A 22411-nucleotide genomic window follows, 5' to 3' on the forward strand; every position below is an offset into this window, starting at 1 on the left:
TGCTTTGGCGAATGTCTCACTCACAATGTGCTGATAGATAGTATTGTACCAACGTGAAAATACCTTTAAAACCAAAGCCCCGTTGGTTTCAAAGGAAAGGGGGCTTGGTTTTAAACCGATAGGCCTTAGGCTTTAAACCAACGGGGCGTATGTTTGTATGGGGAGGAGTGTAGACTTTTGTGGCTTATCCCACCCATTCTTCGGATATTCCCATTCTATTCCAGGTATTTCGTGATCTTTCCACTGATTTGTAAAAGTGAAATCTCACATAACTTGGTATCGTATTCAGCCGAAAGTATGCGTTCTTCGGCATCCAGCAAACTTTTCTGCGCTTCCCGCATTTCGATACCCGAAAGGTTGCCTAGCATGTAGCGTTCCATAGCTATCTCGTGATTCTCTTTGGCGGCTACTAGATTCTGTCGTTCCAGTTTCAGCATTTGCAGATTATTCTGGTAGGCCTGCCACAGATTGCTAAGGTCTGCTTTAAGCCCTTGTTCCAGTTGTTCACGTTGAAGGCGGGCATTTTTTATGGCAATGCGTGCATTGTTCTTTTCGCGTCGGCGATTTCCATCGAAGATGTTGAAGCCTACCGTTACTCCCAAATTGGCTCCCAGATTACCTCTTTGGCTATTAGCGGCAATATCGTACTTATTGAAGGTATATCCGTATCCGGTATTCATCTTCAGGTAAGGGTAGTTGCGCGAGTTTACTTTCTTATAGTCCAGCATGGCGAGCGTGTTGTTTTGTTCAGCTTTCAACAGTGACGCGTTCGTCAGTAAGGTAGCATTCCACAACTCTTCGAATCGAAGCCCGGCATTCACTTTTATAATGCTGTCTTCTATCACGAGCGGTTGATCCACATCTTCGTTGGCCATCAGTTCGTTTAACTGGATGCGCGAGGTATGCAGCAATTCCTGTTGCTTCATGTATTTGGCGCTGTCGGCGTTGAAGTCCACTTTTGCCTGTTGATAGTCCAGACGGGAGAAGTTACCGATGTGGTAACGTTCTTCTACGATTCGCAGGCGCTCTTTCGACAAAGATACCGCATAACGGAAATTCTGCAAGCGGATTTTTTGCTGAACATAGTTGTAATATTCGGCTGCCAGATTGGCTATCAGGTCCTCGATGGCGATACGGGTATTGGTTTCTCCCTGTAGTTGCAGCTCTTTCAGTTTCTGGTAATTGGCTGTAATGTTAAAGCCATCGAAGATGGTCCAGTTCAAGTTCAGACCCACATTCAAGGTTTGGTCGAAGACACCGTTTTCTTTTACTGATTCTCCGGTGGCCCGGACCTTGGTATTAGTGTTGTCCACTGTCCCCTTGTATCCTGCCGTAAAATCGAGTGTCGGCAGATAGCCTGCGTTGCCCGGGGTGGCGTTGTTCCTGCTCACTTGCTCTTCATTGCGGACTATTTGCAGGGAGTAGTTATTCTGAAGTCCATACTCCAGGCAGGATTTCAGGGTATATATTTGTGGCTGCTGTGCCTGCATGGCAAAAGGAGCACAGCACAATGCTATGATAGATAAGACGATCTGTTTCATTCTTGCTTTAATTTATTACTTCGGTTCGTCGAAATATAACTGTAAATGGCAGGTACGATGTACATGGTCAGCAGGGTAGATACCAACATACCTCCCACTACAGCCGTACCCATTGCGATACGTTGGTTGCAACCTTCACCCGAGGCGAAAGCCAGCGGGATTAATCCCAGGATGGTAGAAGCACTTGTCATCAGGATAGGACGCAGGCGTTGTAACGCCGCATCTTTGATGGCTGTCATCTTATCCTCACCCGTTTCTTGTTTCAGGTTGGCAAACTCTACGATCAGGATACCGTTTTTAGCCACCAGTCCAATCAGCATAATAATGCCGATCTGGCTGAAGATGTTCATTGTGATACCTCCAAAATACATGAATACCAATGCGCCTGCAATAGCCAGGGGGACGGTCAGCATAATGATCAGCGGGTCTTTGAAACTCTCGAACTGTGCTGCCAGGATCAGGTAAATCAGTACAATGGCCAGAATAAAAGCAAACATCAGACTTGAAGAACTCTCGCGATATTCTTTCGAATCACCGGTCAATGCTGTGCGGAACGTGTCGTCCAGCGTCTCTTTGGCTATCTTGTCCATTTCGTCCAATCCTTGTCCGATGGTTTTTCCTTCGGCCAGTCCGGCGGAAACAGTGGCCGAAACGAAACGATTGTAACGATACAGTTTCGGAGGCGCGATGCCACCGGTCAGTTCAATCAGGTTGTCCAATTGCACCATATCTCCTTTGTCACTACGAATGTAGATCGATTTCAGATTGGCAGGTGTGTTACGTTGCTGGCGGTTGATTTCTCCTAAGATCTCATATTGCTTGCCGTTCATATAGAAGTAGCCCATTCGCTGTCCGCTCAGACCGTATTGCAGGGTCTGTGCGATGTTACGTGTACTTACCCCCATGATGCTGGCTTTGTCGCGATTGATATTGATACGTGCCTCCGGTTTGCTGAACTTCAGGTCTACGTCTGCCATCTGGAATACCGGGTTCTCGTAAACCTTCGCCATGAACTTGGGCAGTACTTCCTGTAGCTTTTCGATATTAGTGGCCTGCAATACGTATTGGACGGGCATACCGCCACGCCGTCCGCCAAAAGAAGATGACTGCTGGACGAATGAACGCGCCATCGTCTTTTTCTGTACTGCTGCCGACAATTTTTCAGCTACATCCATCTGGGTGTAGTCACGGTCTTTCATGTCTTTCAGCGTGATGCGCACATTACCGCTACCACTCGATACACGGGCGGTTACCGATTCGGCATCCGGTACAATCGAGTCTACGAGGTCATTGATGTCTTCCGTATAGTCCCGGATGTATTCATAGGTCACACCTTCGGCTCCACGGGTATTGATACTGATTTGTGAACGGTCTTCCAACGGAGCCATTTCTGCCGGGATGTAATTCCACAAGAAGGCAATGATGCCAATGGTAATTGCTACAAAAGGCAGGGCAATCCAACGTTTATGGAGGAAAACAGCCAGTGAACGACTGTAGAGGCGGTTCATTCCTTCGAAGAAAGGTTCTGTTTTCAGATAGAACCAGTTCTGTTTCTCCCGTTTTACCAGTAACTTGGTGGCTAGCATCGGAGTAAAGGTCAGAGCCGCAAAAGAGGAGATGATAACCGAACCGGAAATAACAATACTAAATTCACGGAACAGTCGTCCTGTCATCCCCTCCATAAAGACGATGGGGAAGAATACGGCAACCAGCGTAATGGTGGTAGAGATGACAGCGAAGAAAATCTCTTTAGCCCCTTCGATGCCGGCCTCTTTCGGAGGCATACCTTTCTCAATGCGGACATAGATGTTTTCCGTCATTACGATAGCGTCGTCCACCACCAGACCCACTGCCAGCACAACAGCCAGCATGGAGAGCACGTTGATGGAGAAGTCCGCCAGATACATAACGAAGAAAGCACCGATCAACGATACCGGAATCACGATGCAGGGAACCAGCGTAACACGCCAGTCGCGCAGAAAAAGGAAGATAATAATGATAACTAGGATGAAAGCTACGTAAACGGTTTCTTTCACTTCGCTGATAGAGGCACGGATGAATTTGGTGTTATCGAATCCGTAAGAATACTTCACGTCTTCCGGGAGGTCCTTCTGCATCTTCTCCATGCGTTCATATACCGCATCGGCTATCTTTATATGGTTGGCACCCGGCTGGGGGATTACAACGATTCCCACCATGGGTACACCATTCATCTTCATGTAGCTTTTGATGTCGGCAGGGCCCAGTTCGGCTCGTCCGATATCACTGAAACGGATGATGCGGTCGTTCTCTTCTTTGACGATCAGGTTGTTGAACTCTTCTGCAGTGTGCATCAGTCCCAAAGTACGGATGGTAAGTTCTGTTGTATTTCCTTCGATACTACCTGAAGGGAGTTCCACGTTCTCTTTGTCTACCGCATTCTTCACGTCGATAGGAGTGATCCCGTAACCGGACATCTTGATGGGGTCGAGCCATAAACGCATGGAGTATCGTTTCTCTCCCCAAATGGAGACACTACTTACGTCAGAGATCGTTTGCAACTGTTCTTTTACAGTCAGGTCGGCAATTTCACTGAGTTCCAGCAAAGAACGTTTGTCGCTTTGCAAAGCCACCATAAGGATAGGGGTGGCATCGGCGTCGGCTTTCGATACGGTAGGAGGGTCGCAGTCGCGCGGGAGATAACGTTGGGCGCGTGATACCTTGTCACGCACGTCATTGGCAGCTGTTTCCAGGTCGACGGAAAGCTCAAACTCTACCGTGATACGGCTTTGTCCCTGCTGACTGACACTGGAGAGTGAGCGGATGCCCGGAATACCATTGATGTTCTGTTCCAGGGGTTCGGTGATCTGATTCTCGATGACATCGGCATTTGCACCCGGATAGGAGCAGGACACCGAAATAATAGGGTTATCTACGGATGGATACTCCCGGACACCCAGGTAGTTGTACCCGATCAGTCCAAAGAGCAAAATGATGATGGTCAGTACCGTTGAGAGTACTGGCCGTCGTATACTTAATTCGGATATATTCATAAGGCGGTCGGGAGTTAATTGATATTATCCAGTGTGACAGGTAATCCTGTACGGAGTTGAAGGGTTCCCGAAGTGATGATGGTATCACCCATTTGTAGGCCCTTTATGACTTGTACTTCAGCTTCGGTACGGATACCTGCGGTTATTTCTACCGGTTCGGCTTTACCCGATTTATAGAGGAATACTTTATCCTTACCCATCTCAGGTACGATGGACTCCGATGGGATGGCGATGGCATTCGGGATTTCTTCTTTTTTCAGTTGGATGCTGGCGTAACGTCCCGGTAGTATTGCCCCGTTACTGTTAGCATACAGTGCACGAACGGTCAGTGTACGAGTAGACTGATCGATTCGTGATTCGGTGGCATATACCTTTGCGGGGAAAGAGCTTAACTTTCCTTCCAGTTCGAAGTTGAGGTTAGTTCCCTTTTTTACCTGACTGGCATAACGCTCGGGTACGGAAAACTCTATTTTCAGAGGAATGATTTTTGTCAGTTTGGCTACGATGGTAGTAGGTGAAGCATAAGAGCCGACGCTGACCTGCCGGAGTCCGATCACCCCGTCGAAGGGTGCGCGAAGTTCGGTCATGGCAATATTCGCTTTTACCAAATCAATATCTGCATTCAGGGTGGCCAGTTCCGTTTTTACCTGCTCGTAAGCTTCCTTACTGACGGCATCCCGTTCGAGCAAAGCATTTTGGCGGAACACACGGTCTTCGGCAAGTTTTAGTTGAGCTACAAGACGTTGCAACTGGGCCTGTAATTGCCGGTCGTTCACTTTTGCCAGTAGTTGTCCTTTCTTTACGGTTGTTCCTTCGTCAAAGTTGATCTCAACAATTTTTCCCGAAGTCTCAAAAGAAAGATCCACCTCCTCGTCAGGCATCAAGCTACCGCTGATTTGAATCTGGTCTGTCAGCAATTGTGGTTTTATGATTTTGGCGTTTACGTTCAGAACCCTTTTATTGATCTGTTTGCCTGTCATCACTTTGTCGGCTGCTGCCAACTCTTCATTTGCTTTAGGAAGTCGGGAGTAAATTCCCCAACCTATCAGTCCGGCGCCAACCAAGATGACGATGCCCCATTTTACCTTTTTATCCATGTCTTAGTATTAGTATATGTCTGTTCTAAGGTTAGACTAAGAGGGTGGGAAAAGGTTTAATCGGAAAATTAAAATATAGATTTATTTTTTGTGTTAAGGTGTCTTATTGATTATGTTTTCTTAATCTGTGATCAAAAATGGCCCGTAATGGATTGAAAAAACGCATTAATAAACTCAAATCGTCTGTTAGGATTTCAGCATCTCCTTTCAGTTGTTGCACTTTAGGAAGTCTTTTCCCGTAAGACGTAATAAGTCCTTTATCTAAAACTACGTCTGCACTATATAATAGTTCATTAGGAACTTCTGATATTTTGGATAGATGACCCACTAACATTCCGAACTCTTGATATGGATAATTTTGTAACTTGATGTTGACTTGTTGTCCTTCTTTTATCTTTCCCGAATTTTGTATGGGAAATTGTAGTCTGGCTTTTGTTGTCATAGAATCAATGGGAACAACAGAAAAAATAAGCTCACCTGATTTGACGTTTTGATTCTTACTCCAATATGTAGTAAAACTTACTTTACCATCTATAGGGGTAGTAATTAAATAATTTTGTTTCCAAGTTTCCGTTTGCGCTTTTAATAAGTGCGTGCTTTGTAGAAGTTTATTTGTTAGCTCCTGCCTGTCGGTGTTATGCTTTAATTCTATTTTTTTTAGATCAGAGCGTAGTTGTTTTAATGAGGATTTAATGTTCAATATGTTGACTTCCATATCTACAAGTGAAGATTGGAACTGAAGCCTGTTTTGGTGTCTTTGTTCTATTTCACTTTCAGAAATGACTTCCTTTACAAACAGAATGGAATCTCGTTGATATTCTTTGTCTGCAAGTCTGATTTGTGTTTTTAAAAGTTCTCTCTTTCTATTCTCTTGTACTAATAATTGCTTTTGTGCCTGCTTTTTTTCTTGTAATGACAATACTTCTTCTTCAAATAGTCCGGAATGTAGAAAATTGTATAGCTCAGTATAATTGAGCTTAAGATCAGCATAGCGTCCCTGTACTTCTCCTAATTCAAGATCATTGCGCAAAAAATCGGGTTCGGGAATTACTGAAAGGCTATCTTTTCCAATTGTGTTTTCTAGGACTGTAATGTAATGATCTAAAATTTTCATGTCTTTCCATTGTGCTGGTGACTCTAATATGGCAAGGACTTGTCCTTTTGTTATACTTTCTCCTTCTTCTGTGAATATGATTTCTATTTTTCCATTTACTTTGGAAATTAGATTTGCTGGCGGATTTATGGTTGTAATTTCAACTGTAGCAGGTACAATATCTGGATATCTTATAAATCCAGAAACGGAAATAACCAGTAAAAGAAAAACGAAGAAAATGGTTATTCCCCATCTTAATATCCACGTAGGACGATAGTTGTACAACTGGTCTCTATAGACTTGGCGTAACTGAATTTTTGACATGATGTATTATTTTATCCAATCTCTAATTGACTAGAAATTAGGTCGTAATATATTCCTTTTAAATTTATAAGTTCTTGATGAGTCCCTTGTTCCACAATTTTTCCCTTTTCCATGACCACTATATTATGGGCATTTTTTACAGTACTTAATCGGTGCGCTATTACAATGGCGGTTTTTCCTTCTAAGATGGTTTCCAAATTTTTGGAAATCTGTTTTTCATTATTCGTGTCAAGAGAGTTTGTCGCTTCATCCAGGAATATGAAGTCTGGGTTTTTGTATATCGCCCTAGCTATTAGTATACGTTGCTTTTGCCCTTGACTTAATCCTGAACCATTAGTTCCAAGTGGAGTGTATAGCTTTAAAGGGCGAGCATTAATGAAATTTTCTGCGTTTGCCAGTTGAATCGCTTTCACTAGTTGTTTTTGATTTACGTTCATTTCTTCATCTTCCAATGTGATATTATATAAGATAGTGTCATTAAAAAGTTTACCATCTTGTAATACGGCACCGCAACTATTACGCCAACGATATAAATCGATATTATCTAATGGCACTCCTCCGACTTCAATTTCACCATTTGTTGGTTTATAAAACCTGAGTAACAATTTTAGTAAAGTGGTTTTACCGCTTCCGCTTTCCCCTACGATAGCTGTAATCTTTCCCTCCGGTATCTCTAAATTTATATTGTCTAATACTTTGTTTAAATTAGGGTTGTAGTAAAAATCTAAATCTTTCACCTTAATGCCTTTTTCTATAGGAATGGAAACTTTTGATTCAGATATTTCTGGTTCTTCTTCCCAAATGACCTCGTTTACACGTTTAAGGCTGATGCGGGCAAATTGTAGGGAATGTACATAACCAATCATACTTTTTATGGGGGCATTCAGTTGCCCTAATATGTACTGAGCTGCCATCATCATACCTAGCGTCATTGTTCCTTCTATTACATTTAGAGCCGCAATATAAGTAATAAAAAGCCCTTGTAAATGGATGATAAAAGAGGCTCCGGTCGCTTCTATCTGGTCGAGATTCATGTTTTTTACCCGCAAACCATAAATTTTAAAGCGGCTGAGTTCCCATTTCCATCTTCGTTTGTTCGCGATATTATTTATCTTTATTTCGTTCACATTTTCTAATAATTCCAATAGATCGTTCTGATTAGTGGCCCTGCATCCGAATAGTTGATTATCTAGTTTCTTTCGTTGCTTTAGAAAAAGAAATATCCATCCGGTATAAACTGTGTTACCGATCATAAATACAAGGAACATATTACTTTCGTAATAGAGCATAAGCAGGCTGTAGATGACAAAGAGTAGGATATTGATGAAGATTCCCAGAAAAGTGGACATGATAAATGACTGTATACGTCCGTGGTCATCTATTCGGGTTAGTAAGTCGCTAACCATTTTACGCTCAAAAAAAGTAATGGGTAAACTCATGGTTTTGCGGAGGAAATCACTGACCATTCCCATGTTAATCCGCTCTGACACATACAGCATAAGGCGGCTTTGGATAAAGTCAGATGCCATTGAACTAAATGCCAAAATCATACCTGCTATCAGCATGGTGTTCACAAATTGGATATTACCGGACCCAATGCCGAAATCTACAATGGATTGGGATATGAAAGGGGAAAGTAGCCCGATCAATATCCCTGCAACCATACCTACTATAACTTGTCCTAAATATCGGTGATGAGGTTTCAGATATTTCATAAAATGGCTGAAAGAGGCTCGGGTTTCCATTTCGTTCATGTTGTGAAATTCGGGAGTCGTTTCTAATATCATGATGGTTCCAAGTCCGTTGCACATCTCCCACGCTTCCCTAAATTCTTTATGGTTGTAATGGGTAAGTCCTTGTGCAGGATCTGATATATAAACTTTTCTATTCGTGATTTTATGGACTACTACGAAATGACTTTGTTTCCAGTGTACAATTAATGGCAATGGCATCTTCTCTATTAAATCTTCGAATGTAACTTTGATAGCCAGTGTTCGGAAACCAATCTCTTCTGCTGCCCGGCCAATGTCGAACAATGATACGCCTTCGCGAGTTGCATAACAGCGATCCCTCAAATATTTCAATGAAAATCTCTTGCCATAATTTTGGGCTATAATCTTCAGACAGGCTGGTCCACAATCCATTTGGTCATGTTGAATGTAAGATGGAAAGTTTATTCTCATAGTTGTTCTTTGGATTTTCTTTTTCGAGATTTGCAGATGGTTTTTCCTTTTTTATAAATATTCCTTCTGATTATTTTCTCGGTAAAGTTTGGAACTGGGTTATATAATTTTCTTATACCTAAATATAAGTATGGATATAATAATTTATATAATGATCTTTGTAATTTATATTGTCTCCTATTAAATAGAAAGTAGTTAATATACAGTTAAATTTGTTCTTGGCTTATGTGTATTTGTTCTTTCTTTAAACGTATTTCTTTTTAAGAAAAAAATAAATAATATACATGATTGAAATAGCAACTATAATGTAATATATAGGACTATATACATAATTTAAAACTCTTGATGTAATGGACCAAAAAACACTGTATGAACAGTAGACGCTAATACTGTACAAAGAATGAACCAGTATAAGAAGGAAACCATTTTCTGATTTAACGTACAAATAGGCTAATATAAACCCAAAGCATGCCATTGAAATCATTGTATAGATACTACTCGTATGTATTATACCAAAGAGTAGTGCTGTTCCCGTGATTATAATCCATTGATTCATTTTACCTTTGAATTTATTGATAATAATGATTCTAAAGCATAATTCTTCTAAAATAGGGATTAAGAATAGACTATATATGAATCTCGGAAAATTGAGTAGTTCTTGTTTCGCCAATGATATGTTTTGAGGAATTGGGGTAATCATCCCTATAGCTATACACATGGATATAGTTAAAATGCAAACAGAAAGAATTGTTTTCAAAGAAAGACTCCTATTGAAAGACGAATGACATCGAATATTTTTTCTGAATATTAAGATAAATGTAGCGAGACTGAATAGCGTCATGGGGCGTATCCATGGAGTTGTATTTTGCACTAAGTTTCCAATAATTAATACCGTTAAAAGACTAATTAAGGGATATGCAAGTATGACAATTAGGAACGATAAAAAAAGATAGATTTTTTTCATGTATTTTTTGAGTTTTGTTTGCAGATAAACCCAATTTTAACTTCAGAGAATATCTGCAAACTGTTAATGTTAATTATGAGAAAATTTATTTGCTTCCATAATAAATGTGTTTATGGCAAAAGAAATGAGTCCAAATCGTCACGATATCATGTTCCGGCTTAGGCTTGGTTTGATCATATCCTAATCCGTTACCGCAGGCCGGGCATCCGTCTATATCCCATCTCCCGGTTTCGTTCCAAGAAGTTCCATAGATTGTTACAGCCGGGGCTGCATAACCATAACCATCAACATAACCACCTTGCCAAGTGTTATTCTCTAACATTCTAAAAAACTCATCTTGGCTAACTCCTCCTTTAAGAGAAGTCTGCTCTTCTATATTCACTACAGGATATTCACTCAATTTATTTATATTCAGTTTTTTCATATTGTTAAAATATTAGTAAGACGTTGGTTGTTTCTTGACTTTTTCGTGAAGCAGTATTTTTTGCTTTTCGACCTGTTGGGCGGCATGGTATGTCAGGGAAACCATGGCAGATATAAACATAACTTTTGTCTTAATCTGCATTGCAATGTTCTGTTTTTATTAGCAGTGTTTACATGTTTAGTTATTCTTATTTTATTATTTATTTCCTTATGACGGGAAAACATATTTTTAATATTCTTCAATTTTATCCAGTTGATATAGATTTTCGCTATTCAATAAGTAATCATACCCTGACGACATGTCCTTTTGTTGGTCTTCTTGTATATACCTTTCATATTTTCTAATTCGATCATTTTCTTTCATGGATCCATAGTCTTTAAATAATATATTGCTTTGCCATGTGTTCGTGAAATACGGAGTCGCTATGAAGTGTAATTTCTTATGGGTGTTTATGTGAGTATGCCCTATAGGTCTGAACATTCGGTAAACTGTGAGGATACCTTTGTTAGAATTCGGAATATCACCTTTATAACTTTGTTCATCGTTCCATAAATACACACCCCTAAAACTTACCACATGTATCTCTTTATTATTCTCAAATTCTGAAAAATTGGTAAATCTCTCATCAAATCTTTCGTCAATATCCATAAAACAAAACCATTCGGATTGGAAGAAGGCACTTAAATCGAGTAATATATTTCTATTCTCTAAATCGTTGAACCCACTTCTTTTCTTTTTCACTTTTAATATAATTTTGTCATGGATTGCTAGATCCCAAGTTCGATCCGTACTTTCATCATCCAGCAAAATGATACCGTCAAAATAGTTTGCCATATTTGTTAGAAAACCTTCTATCAGTTTTTCTTCGTTGTACGCTTGGCAGAGGACTATCTTTTTATGCCTTTTCCGAAATGCGGCGGGGTGTCTGATTTCGAAACCGATAAATTGCTGTAGATATGTATAGCACAAGTCTTTTGCATATTGATTGTCTTGCCAGTCGTAAATGACTTTGTTAAATTCACTTCCCCAAATATCTTTGTTAGCAATTGCTTCCGAAGGATAATTCATTTTTCTCCAATCCGAGATGCTATGTTTATTGATACGTTTAGAGCGTTCGTTGGGATCATAATTTTTTTCCCGATGAATAGTCTTTGCCTCTGGGAGGATGAATTTTTTGATACCAGACATGTCCAACCGTGCACGCATATTATTATCTTCTCCACCCCATGTGATGAATGTTTCATCATAACCATGTAATTTGTATAGATGGTTACGTTCTACCATCAAATTACCCCACGGGATAAAATCCAACTCTTTTATATTATTTTCTGTAAGTTCCTGCTCATAGGGTACATATGCCATCATTGCGAGGATATAGTGCATGGGATATTTCTCTATGGCATCTCTCATTTGCCATATAATATCAGTGAGGAATTCTACTTCAGGATCTATTTGTAGGATATACTTTTTGGTAGCATGCTTGAGTCCTACATTTAGTACGGAAGCATGGTTGCGAGGAGCATGTTTTCGTTCATTAATAATTAGCTTCCAATTTATGAATGGATAATTTTGAAGCAGCATTAGAAGTTCTGACTTTTCATCGGGGTCGTCCAGAACAATGATTACCTCAATACCGTTTCGTTGTAAATAGGGTGCATTATGTGGTAATACTTTTCTGAACTCCGTATATCTTTTATAGAAAGACATAACGATACTTACATCGAAGTTATGAATAATATCATTATTTAAATCGATGAGTTTCTTTTCTGTTGTGGGTTTATTTACGTTCATGCTATCAGTATTTTTTCATTAAACAGCATTTGGATAAACTCCACAAATATTTTAGGTTCCTTTTTGTATGGACTCATATTTATAGCATCTTTTATTAAGCAACTTCTTTTAAAAAGGGCTATAATTTCAGCTTCTTCTTTACCAAAACTTGAATGGACTTTGTTGTTGGCTGTATAAGCTAATACAAATTTGGTATCAGAAAATTTAATAAGGTGAAAAGCATCCGATAACCTAAGGTGAATTTCCATAGGGAACGTATATAATTGTTTGTGGTTGGCTGCTACTTCTAAAATTAAGTCGTTAAGCGATTGCTGGGTTTGGCGATACTCATTGTCCAACAATTCTTTGTTTTTAATAATAATGCAGTCTATGTTTTTGCTCTTTTCTGTATTTTGTACATATTGAATATCGTTCATGATCAAATTCAAAGGGATGTATTCGTTTAAGCTTCCCCCTATCCGTCCCTGAAACTTATTAGCGAATTGTTGGCTGAGGTTTTGGGGTGTGATAAGTCCTCCATATCCTTGCTCTCCAATCACGATACATGGTTTACCTAACATTATTCCTGTGTAAATAGAAATACCATCCCCGATGATTATATCATTTGATAGAATTACTTTTTCGATATTCGATTCTTTTACATTGATAAGTGTAATATTAGAATTGAATATAGGGATAAGAGGATCTCCATTATAAAGTATTGTGATTCTATAGTCTGATAAAATATTTAATAAGTTACTGATATAATAGACCGGTGAATTTTTAAGGTTAGGGTGTGCGATAGCTATTAATAGTTTGGGGCTATTTTTATTTCTTATTTCTACATTTTTAGTAACGACTGGTATAGAAAAATATGGTAAGACAAACATTTTGTCTTTTTGAAAGAAACTCTCCAAGAGCTGATTGAAGCAATCACAAAGTATTATTTTTTCTACTTGTTGGTCTTCACTTAAATATTCGTCTTTTAAATACTCTGTATTTATGAAGTGTATGATTGGGATATTTGATTTTCTTGCAAATTGACTAATGTGGCTCAAACCTGTTTTGCCATAAGTAAGAATAATCTCTGCTTCTTCTGTTTTTATATGACTTGACGGGGGGATATATAGATAATCACTGAGATGATTTTGAGATTTACATATAAGGGTGATATCATTGCTATCATCTTTATTATCCAGAATCTTTAGTATTCTATTACAAAAGTCAACTTGTCGCTGGTTGGAGACGTCTAGGGAAAAAAGTATTTTCATAATTAGTAAGGTTTCTTGGTTTTCAGTAATAATAAAATTATTATTTTGTTAATATATGACTTTTTTTTATATGAACATCCTCCAAAAAGATTTTTTTATTTTTAATTAACTAATTAAAAAAAACGGTATGCAATGCCATTCTTGCTGTTATTGAATAGTGAGACGAATAGTATGTACTCTGTTGATATCTGAGTAGTTACGCTTTCTTTTGCTGTATCCCTTCTATTATAAATCAATGCTGTATTTTCGCGTTTGGTGAAGGTGGCGGTCGCTGACTGGCCTGTTATACTTTCGGAGATAAACGATAAACTCTCTCCGATGGAGCGAACCATATCCGGGGTAATCTGTATACATATGAAAGCCTCATTATCTTTTTAGTAAAAGAGTGAGGACTTATTGTAACAGCCATCGAATCATCCTCTTGATAAAGTGCGACGGTTCTTTTCTTCTTTGCGGATTACGAACTAACCAACGGTATTTGTTTTTGATATTAAACGATTGTATACAAGTATGTTATGATGAATCTCCGTTTGTTTATTCCGGCCCTGGTATGCGGGCTCATGGGCCTTGGTATACGGGCTCATAAGCCCGGGTGGCGGGGATGGGATGAAGAACGGATCATTTTCGACTAAACAGTAAAGGAAAGCACAATGCTCTAAACAATGTATTCAGTTAATAAATACGTTCCTTAGTGTTGCCTATCAGCGTCTTAACGATTGGATGGCACTCAAGTTGACGGGTGGAAGATAGAAGATGCGGGTGGAAGATAAACAGGCTGAAAATGCGATCTTCCACCGCGTCATTGCATTGATTATTAATGGAGTAAGTGGAAAAAGGTGGAAGACGGAAGATCGAAACGTATTTTTTGTAGGAGAAGCAGTTGCTCTGCCAAGTGAAGCATTAAAATAGAATAAAGAATATTCTCTGAAAAATAGCAGAGATTCAGTATGCCGCACGGTATTTTCCTTCCTCCTTATCCTCAAGCATACTCAGATAGGAAGTGTAGCGTGATTCGCTGATGTAGTGCTCTTCTACTGCTTTCCGAACAGCACAACCGGGTTCTTGGCGGTGTGTGCAGTTTCCATATTTACAGTTTGCCGAAGTTTTGAATATTTCGGGGAAGTAGTGACCTATCTCTTCCTCTTCCATATCGAAAGTACCAAAACCTTTGATTCCCGGAGTGTCGATAATGTATCCGTCTCCCGGTACAGGGAACATTTCGGAGAAAGTGGTGGTGTGCATTCCCTTGTTGTGATAAGCTGATATTTCCGCAGTCTTGACTTCCAGCCCCGGAACAAGGGCATTGATGAGGGTTGATTTACCCACTCCCGAATGTCCGGAGAAGAGGGTTACCCGGCCTTTCAGTTCCTCGCGTATGGCATCGACTCCTTCACCGGTCAGTGCGGATATTTTAAAACAAGGGTAACCTATTTGGGTATAGAGCGTGATGAGGCTGTCCAGATAATGCAATTCGTCTTCATCATAAGCATCCACTTTGTTGAAAAGAATCTTCACCGGTACCCGATAGGCTTCTGCCGATGCTAAAAAGCGGTCGATAAAAGTGGTTGAAGTTTCGGGATAGTTAACAGTCACCACCAGCATACATTGGTCGAGGTTGGCTGCAAGAATATGTGATTGTTTGGAGAGGTTCGATGAACGGCGGATGATGTAATTTTTCCGATCTTCTATCTCACTGATAAAGGCTGTTCCTTCCTGATTGAGTATGATTTGTACACGGTCACCTACGGCAACGGGATTTGTACTCCGTATGCCTTTCAGCCGAAAATTACCTTTGATCTTACATTCAACCAGCTGCCCGTCATCAGTTTTCACCTGATACCAGCTACCTGTATTCTTTATTACTAATCCCTTCATGTTTTATAAGCAGCTAGTTACAAGTTACGGGCTATTAAGAAAACTTTGAGGCGTTATACACAGATGTGTATGGTAGCCCGTAACTTGTATTTCAATTATACGGTCATAATTTCTTTGTCCTTTTCAGCCAGCATTTCTTCAATTTTGGCAATGTATTTGTCATGAACCTTCTGCAGTTTAGCTTCTGCGTTCTTTTGTTCATCTTCAGCCAAACCGTCTTTTACAGCTTTCTTCAGTGCATCGATGCCGTCGCGCCGTGCGTTACGGATACTGACTTTGGCTGTTTCACCCTCAGCTTTACATTGTTTGGCGAGTTGCTTACGGCGTTCCTCGGTAAGAGGTGGAATACCGATGCGGATAATTTCACCGTTATTCTCCGGCATAATGCCGAGATCGGAGTCGATAATGGCTTTTTCAATAACCCGGAACATGCTTTTATCCCAAGGTTTAATCGTGATGCTGCGTGCATCGGGAGTGGTTACGGCAGCTACGTTGCTGATGGGCACCATGCTTCCGTAAGAGTCTACACGGATACCATCCAGCAAGCGTGTGCTTGCTTTTCCGGCGCGGATGTGTGCCAGTGCTTCTTCCAGATACATCACTGCCATATCCATCTTCTCTTGTGATTCTTCGATAATCGTTTTTACGTCTACCATCTTATTAAGTATTTATAAAATTGGCACTTTGATTCATTTTGAAAACAAAAGTAGATTATTTTTTGATTATCTGCAACTATCTATAGAGAGAAATGCGTTGCCTGACGTTTCTCTTTCTAAATAGTATTATTGGTAATTATCGCAATAGGTGGTAGACGGGCTGCTGATATAACGTCCGCTTAAGTTACAACTGGAACCACTGAGGTGACTACAATTGGAGCATCTTTTACCGCCGGATGAAGAAGATGATTTTCCTAAAAGTGAAAGCAGAAAGAGAGCGATTAGTACAATTAGTAAAAGGATGAGGAAATGAGCTACAATTAAGACAGTGGCTGTTGAACCAATTAAATAAGTTAATGTACAGATACACGCATGTTTCCATCCACCTTTGGGAAGTACTTTATTGAAAATAATACCTGTTTGCACAGATTGTCCGACAAGAAATCCAATTCCTACCACAGGCAAAAAGCCTACAAAGAAAAAGCCACAAATGATAGCGCCTATGATACAGATGCCCCAAGTATATATTCCCCATGTCCAATTGAAAGTTGCGTAGGAATTGTATTGCACATCATTCAAGGTATTGAAAAAACACATCCATTGATTAAATACAACTGCACCGAATATAAAGAAATTAATGATGGTCCATAGCCATCCTATTTTATCGGGAGTGCAAAACCAAATACTATTTGCGCCCATTGAAAACACATAAAATAGTTCTAACAAACAGACGGTAATGAATAAACTGAGGTTTATCGTATGTTCGCTGTCTTCTAGCGGAGTACTTTCTCCACGACGCATTCTAAGGATGAATAGCACAATAGAAAGTCCTAATATGATATAAACTAAAGGGCGGCAATCATAATTTGTTTGTCGAAACCAGTCGCTGAGTGTATTTGTTGGAGCTTTTGCGGGAGGTGTTGGAGTAACAGGTCGTATGTAGGTCGTACTTACGTATCCATATCCGCCATTGAAGGATACCTTTGCCCATTCTCCATCTATTGATTCTACATTTACGATTCCTCCATGATTTATTGTTCCGATGACAGGAGCATTTGTGCTTCCATGACTACGTATGTTTAGAAAAGTATTGGCGGTCACTTCATACTTTTCCAAAGCTTGGGTAGAGAGGACTATAATGAATAGTCCGATACAAATGAACAGGAATCGTTTGAATGTTTTCATCAGTTTGTTATTTACTGGGTTTTTATGTCTTTTACAGAGGGCGTGATGATAACAGTTGTTGGCACTCGGATTAAAGATACTAATTGCTCTAATTCTGAATTTTTGATTCGAATGCATCCTTCGGTCGCTCGGGTCCCAATAGATAATGGGTCGTGGGTGCCATGAATCCCAATTCCTTTATGTCCGGGTGTTTCTAACCGGATGAAATGATTACCGTATGCACCCTCTATTTCACCTTTCCCATCTCCAAAATCGTGTTTCCATTTAGAAGCATCTTGGATATCGATTATTTTAAAAGTTCCTTCAGGAGTTTTTAAATCTCCTTGTTTTTCCTTGTTGCCATAATTCTTTCCACAAGCTATGTCGGCAGTGAATAATTCTTGGCCCTTATAGTCTATTAAGCGTAATTTCATTTCATCTTTTGAGATGAGAAGAATGTTCGCATTCTTAATTTGTGCCATTTGGGCAGTATGGTAGTAGTAGAAAGCTACTGCCATACCGCCTATAGAAAGGATAAATGTTAGATGCGATACAATTAGATACCGTATAATTTTCTTTTTCATTGTATTATGCTTAGTGTACAATTACTTGGCAGGAGAAGATTTTACTTCCCTCGTACCATATCTCGTACTGATAAGTACCTGGAGAATACACGTCACACTCTGGACTTCCCCAGCTTGTTAAATAAGAAACATTGTTATCAGCTCCGACAGCAGGTGTATACATACCATGTTTGTAAGTGTATCCGTTCGGCGAGTTCTTGTTGGCAATGAGTACACCATTGGGACGATAGATTTTGGCATACAATGTAATATTTCTGGCCCCGTTTAGACTTGAATAAATAATCTTTGGTTTCAGGTATTGTAATTTATTTCCGTAAAGCGGCTTCCCATAATCTTCTAAAATAGTCCCTTTATCGTTTGAGTTGGCAAATAACATTGTTCGGATTTTGATGGGACACTCAACTGGTTTTGAAGAAACAGTTACAGCCTTTTCTGAATTGCCCTGAATTTGCACTCCGGTTGAATACAATAATTCTCCTTCGGACCAGAATTCTATTCGGTAAGTTCCAGAAGTGTACGCATCTCCGGTTGTATTTCCCCAACCGGCTAAATTAATATATCCGGATCTGTTTAGAGTTACTTTTTGTTCATTAGTATATCCGGAGGGTGATCCTGTTCCAGTCATTAAGTTCCCCTGTGGAGTGATAATTTTATATTTGATGACCACTGAACTCTTCCCCGCAGGATTTTCATAGAAAATACGTGGAGACAAGTACTGAGTGGTGGTGGGGAGCTGTGTCCCAAATTGAGTAAGAATATTGTAACTTTTATCAGTATTTCCAAAAAGTGCCTTCGTTATTTTTAGTCCGTTCTCACTCTTTGCTTTTGACGGTTGCTGGTTGGTTGGGAGTTGAGGCGAGCGGCTAACCATAGCATTTGGGGTAGCATAGATAACTTTATATTTATCTGTTTTCCATGGATAATATCTAACATCTTTTATTTTGGCATTTTCTGTTGTTTGCTCTTGATATATAAAAACGGGAGTTTCGTCATCTGCAAACGAATAAATAGCCAATACACCTTCATGTGTGGAGCTGTTGGATAAGACAAATGCAAATTCTGTAAACTTCGTATATCCGTTAGCCAGTCGAGGGTAAAGTACTGCATTAGGTTTGACTTCTATAGGTTGTGCAAACAACTGCCATTGCCCCGTCCCTGTTTTATAGTTGTTTTTCTTTATAAAGTCTACGAGTGCCAGCCGACATTTTGCTGTCGGTGCTCCTTCCATAGCTTCTTTGCTTCCCCATAAGTTATTCAACAATTCAAAATCAGTTTTACTTAGGGTATAATTGGTAGATACATATCCCTTTTTCTCATTAGCTTTAATGTATGACCATCCATCTCCTTCTTTTTGGTAAGTGATGAGCTCCGAACCATAGGGCAGAGATTGGATACGATTATATTCTACATTTGCATTTTTATCGGAACGTTGCAACAAGCTGGATACGTATACATAGGTACGCTCTGCATCCCGATCAATGGTCATAGGTTTATACCAATATTGATGGCCGCAAAAGCCTATAATAGCGGCGATAATCAGGAACGACCACAAACCTCCGTGCCCCTTTTTAGGCGAAACTGTAGATGTTCGTCGGTTAGATGGAGTTCTTGGAGGAGGTGGCGGCGTTACCCGTGATTGTGTGGGGGGAGTAGAGGTCCGGTATTGTTTGATAGTGAATGTGTACGTTGCAATTTGCAGATCATTCTCAAAGAATTCAATAATCCATTGGCCAGCGGAGAATACATTTCCAGACATACTTCCGAAGCCATTCAAGGGATATGCAGATCGGGAACCTGTGAGAGGGACATTACCATACCACGTATAACCGGACTTGCTGTTGCTGGCTGTCATGAGTGTCCTGTCGGGAGCGTATAATTTGTACCATATATCTACACTGCTCCCTCCTCTTAATACTCGATAATCAATTCGAGGCTGTAAATAGCAGCTACGAGTATCGAGCTCGGCCTGGTTCGAAGGAATGGGATCACCTTTTTCGTCAGTATTGGCAATTACCAATCCGGTTATTTCAATGGAAGGGGATGTTTGCCGGGGAGGAGTTTGTGGTATTCTTTCCTGAGGGGCCCTTTCTTGTATCGGGTTTTCGCGGGTATATTTCGTCATGAACTTTTTGAAGTCCTCAAAAGTTTTAGAATCTTTTGTATAATATGTTTTGGCTATTCCACGAAAATCTTTGCTCCAGGTAATGATGTTTTTGTTATTGCTATGCAATTTGTCTGATGCGATTAGAATGGAGATATACTGCTCACATTCTTTTCGGGACGTTTCGTTAAATGTACCGTTTTTCCAGAAATTGGCTAAGAAACGGACAGCATTCCATTCATCTCGGTCCAGTTCATTCTGATTCTCGTATAACTGCGAATAAGTGCTTACCCATTTTTTTGCATTTTGTTTTAATATGATATTTTGAGATTCACTGTTGACAGGTGTCTGAAGAGGAGCCGAAGAGCGGGGTGCAGAACTCTGATATAATTCCTTTAATGCATTTTGGAATACTAAAAATGTAGTTTCGTCTTTAGTGTAATACTTCCTGGCGATGGTACGAAACTCTTTACTCCATACAATAATTTCTTTATTATTGCTGTGTAATTTATCCGATTGTTCAAGAGTGCTTATCAGGTCCATGCATTCGCTGGTAGCATCCGGATCAAATTTTTTTCGCCAATAGTCGGCCAGTGTCTCTATAGCAGTCCATTCTGCTGTAGAGAGTTCTGTTTGTTTGCTTTTAAGAAATCGACAAGCTTCGTTCCACTTGCCGATTTCCAGTTTTAATAAAGTCTTATCCATTTATAGGGTTCTGCTTTGTTCTGTTTTTTACTCTACTGATGCTTTGTCGATGATTGCTTTTGATTTTCTGAGTTCTTCTTCACATTTTACACCGGTGATTTTGAGATCGAATTCAAGTTTATCATTTTCTACATAAGCTAATCCGTGCAAGATACCTTCCTGGTCAATCTGATATGTAACTGAAATCTGGGTACCTTGAGGCCAGTCTTTGCTCAGTTTAAGCGTATGGTCGTCAATTAGTGTGCAGAATCTTTCTTCCACGATACTTTCTGTTTCCATATTTGTGAAATCACTTTCAAATACTTTCACAGATACACCTCGTTGGTTAGGAATAGAAGTAGTAAAGGTTTCAATTCGTTTTGTGGGTAACGAACTATTTGCAAAAATGAGGTTTTGCACCATGCTTTGTCCTTCAATGATTACGTCGGTACCATATGTTTTACTGGTGACATTGACCACTGTGGTGCGATCTCCACGGAGAGGAGCCGGTTTATCATCACTTTCTCCTTCTTCATAGTCGCGAACTGCTTGTGAATAGGCGGCATTCATAGCATAAATTGCCGCTCCTTTGGCTACACATTCATCCGGGTCGGTTAGTTTGGCATCACAATTGAATTCTTTATCTACCCGTTCCTTTATTTGTGGCATGCGGCTACTGCCTCCCACCAACAGTATTTCATCAATATTATTGTAACCTTTTTCTTTGGCAATAGCAATAACCTTCTTGGTGGCATCAATCGTTTCGTCCAGTTTCCTTTCTGTCAGTGAATTGAATAACTCACGGCTAATCTCTATACGTGCGGAATTGCCTTCATATTGGTAAGTTGCTTTCGCTGTCTGCTTGGCTGTCAATACTTTTTTCTTGTCTTCTGCAAGTAATAACAACTCATATTTTAGGTCTAATCGGTCTTCGAACGAATAAGAAGTGTTATTTTGTTCGTTAAAAGCTGCCAGCATATATTCAGCTAATGCGGTATCCCAGTCTACTCCTCCTAAATGATGGTCTCCACCTGTGGCTATTACTTTAATGGCACCACCGTTCACGTTAATCAAGGTAACGTCAAATGTTCCGCCTCCGAGGTCGTATACTAAAACCGTTTTTTTCTGATCAGTCTTTACACCGTAAGAGATCGCGGCAGCCGTAGGCTCATTGATGATAGAAAGTACATTTAAGCCGGCTATTTCTCCGGCCTGCTTGGTTTGCATACGCTCTTTGGTTCCAAAATAGGCCGGACAAGTGATAACGACATCTTTGATCGGTTCCGGATTATCTCCCAAATCGTTGGCATCTTTAACCAGCTTTTTTAAGATGAAAGCCGAAATTTCTGTTGGGTCGTAATGATAGGGAAATTCGTTTGTATTTTTATCGAAACTGTCATCTACACCTATATGGCGTTTTATGAATACTGCCGTTTTGGTAGGTTCAGTGGCCAACATACCTTTGGCTTCTTTTCCCACGACAACATGGTCCATATCCTCAAAATATACAGCGGATGGAGTAGTGGCATCTCCTTCGAAATTGCGGAGAACAATGGCTTGGTCGAATTTATCTACTTGTGCAATGCAACTGTAGGTGGTACCCAAATCGATACCATATACACTTCTGGTATTGTCCATAGTTATTTAT

Annotated in this window: 15 protein-coding genes; all 15 read right to left on the reverse strand. The window is 40.0% G+C overall.

Features of this window, described 5'->3' with window-relative positions:
* Nucleotides 1-215: 215 nt before the first annotated feature.
* Nucleotides 216-1541, reverse strand: a complete 1326-nt coding sequence (locus tag BF9343_RS02830; RefSeq protein WP_010992115.1) for a TolC family protein — start codon at nucleotides 1539-1541, stop codon at nucleotides 216-218.
* Entirely contained in the window at nucleotides 1538-4573 is a 3036-nt protein-coding gene (locus BF9343_RS02835) for an efflux RND transporter permease subunit (RefSeq protein WP_005784705.1), read from the reverse strand. The genes BF9343_RS02830 and BF9343_RS02835 overlap by 4 nt, the downstream gene beginning before the upstream one ends.
* A 14-nt stretch (nucleotides 4574-4587) precedes the next feature.
* Nucleotides 4588-5670, reverse strand: a complete 1083-nt coding sequence (locus tag BF9343_RS02840) for an efflux RND transporter periplasmic adaptor subunit (protein WP_005784707.1) — start codon at nucleotides 5668-5670, stop codon at nucleotides 4588-4590.
* A 103-nt stretch (nucleotides 5671-5773) separates the two neighbouring features.
* Nucleotides 5774-7087 (reverse strand): HlyD family secretion protein, encoded by a 1314-nt coding sequence (locus BF9343_RS02845; protein WP_009291553.1) that lies wholly within the window; start codon nucleotides 7085-7087, stop codon nucleotides 5774-5776.
* Between the two features lie 11 nt (nucleotides 7088-7098).
* Nucleotides 7099-9270, reverse strand: coding sequence for a peptidase domain-containing ABC transporter (locus BF9343_RS02850; protein WP_005810559.1), 2172 nt, complete (start codon nucleotides 9268-9270; stop codon nucleotides 7099-7101).
* A gap of 244 nt (nucleotides 9271-9514) precedes the next feature.
* Nucleotides 9515-10234, reverse strand: coding sequence for a CPBP family intramembrane glutamic endopeptidase (locus BF9343_RS24150; protein WP_010992116.1), 720 nt, complete (start codon nucleotides 10232-10234; stop codon nucleotides 9515-9517).
* Between the two features lie 85 nt (nucleotides 10235-10319).
* Nucleotides 10320-10658, reverse strand: coding sequence for a hypothetical protein (locus BF9343_RS02860; RefSeq protein WP_010992117.1), 339 nt, complete (start codon nucleotides 10656-10658; stop codon nucleotides 10320-10322).
* A gap of 228 nt (nucleotides 10659-10886) precedes the next feature.
* Nucleotides 10887-12449: a glycosyltransferase family 2 protein gene (locus BF9343_RS02865; RefSeq protein WP_009291554.1), complete on the reverse strand. Its 1563-nt coding sequence runs from the start codon at nucleotides 12447-12449 to the stop codon at nucleotides 10887-10889.
* Nucleotides 12446-13699: a hypothetical protein gene (locus BF9343_RS02870; protein ID WP_005810554.1), complete on the reverse strand. Its 1254-nt coding sequence runs from the start codon at nucleotides 13697-13699 to the stop codon at nucleotides 12446-12448. The genes BF9343_RS02865 and BF9343_RS02870 overlap by 4 nt, the downstream gene beginning before the upstream one ends.
* A 942-nt stretch (nucleotides 13700-14641) precedes the next feature.
* Complete coding sequence (gene rsgA / locus BF9343_RS02875; RefSeq protein WP_005796320.1) at nucleotides 14642-15574, reverse strand: ribosome small subunit-dependent GTPase A; 933 nt, start codon at nucleotides 15572-15574, stop codon at nucleotides 14642-14644.
* Between the two features lie 95 nt (nucleotides 15575-15669).
* On the reverse strand, nucleotides 15670-16230 hold the full coding sequence (gene frr / locus BF9343_RS02880; RefSeq protein ID WP_005775374.1) for a ribosome recycling factor: 561 nt from the start codon (nucleotides 16228-16230) through the stop codon (nucleotides 15670-15672).
* 126 nt (nucleotides 16231-16356) lie between these two features.
* Nucleotides 16357-17415 (reverse strand): SH3 domain-containing protein, encoded by a 1059-nt coding sequence (locus BF9343_RS02885; RefSeq protein ID WP_010992119.1) that lies wholly within the window; start codon nucleotides 17413-17415, stop codon nucleotides 16357-16359.
* 11 nt (nucleotides 17416-17426) lie between these two features.
* A complete protein-coding gene (locus BF9343_RS02890) occupies nucleotides 17427-17978 on the reverse strand; it encodes a L,D-transpeptidase (RefSeq protein ID WP_010992120.1) in 552 nt (183 codons plus the stop codon).
* A 10-nt stretch (nucleotides 17979-17988) separates the two neighbouring features.
* Nucleotides 17989-20784 carry an SH3 domain-containing protein gene (locus BF9343_RS02895; protein WP_010992121.1) on the reverse strand — a complete coding sequence of 932 codons (2796 nt, stop codon included), beginning with the start codon at nucleotides 20782-20784 and terminating at the stop codon, nucleotides 17989-17991.
* A gap of 27 nt (nucleotides 20785-20811) precedes the next feature.
* Nucleotides 20812-22401 carry an Hsp70 family protein gene (locus BF9343_RS02900; RefSeq protein WP_005775379.1) on the reverse strand — a complete coding sequence of 530 codons (1590 nt, stop codon included), beginning with the start codon at nucleotides 22399-22401 and terminating at the stop codon, nucleotides 20812-20814.
* Nucleotides 22402-22411 lie beyond the last annotated feature (10 nt).

It is taken from the genome of Bacteroides fragilis NCTC 9343 (assembly GCF_000025985.1).
GTDB lineage: Bacteria > Bacteroidota > Bacteroidia > Bacteroidales > Bacteroidaceae > Bacteroides > Bacteroides fragilis.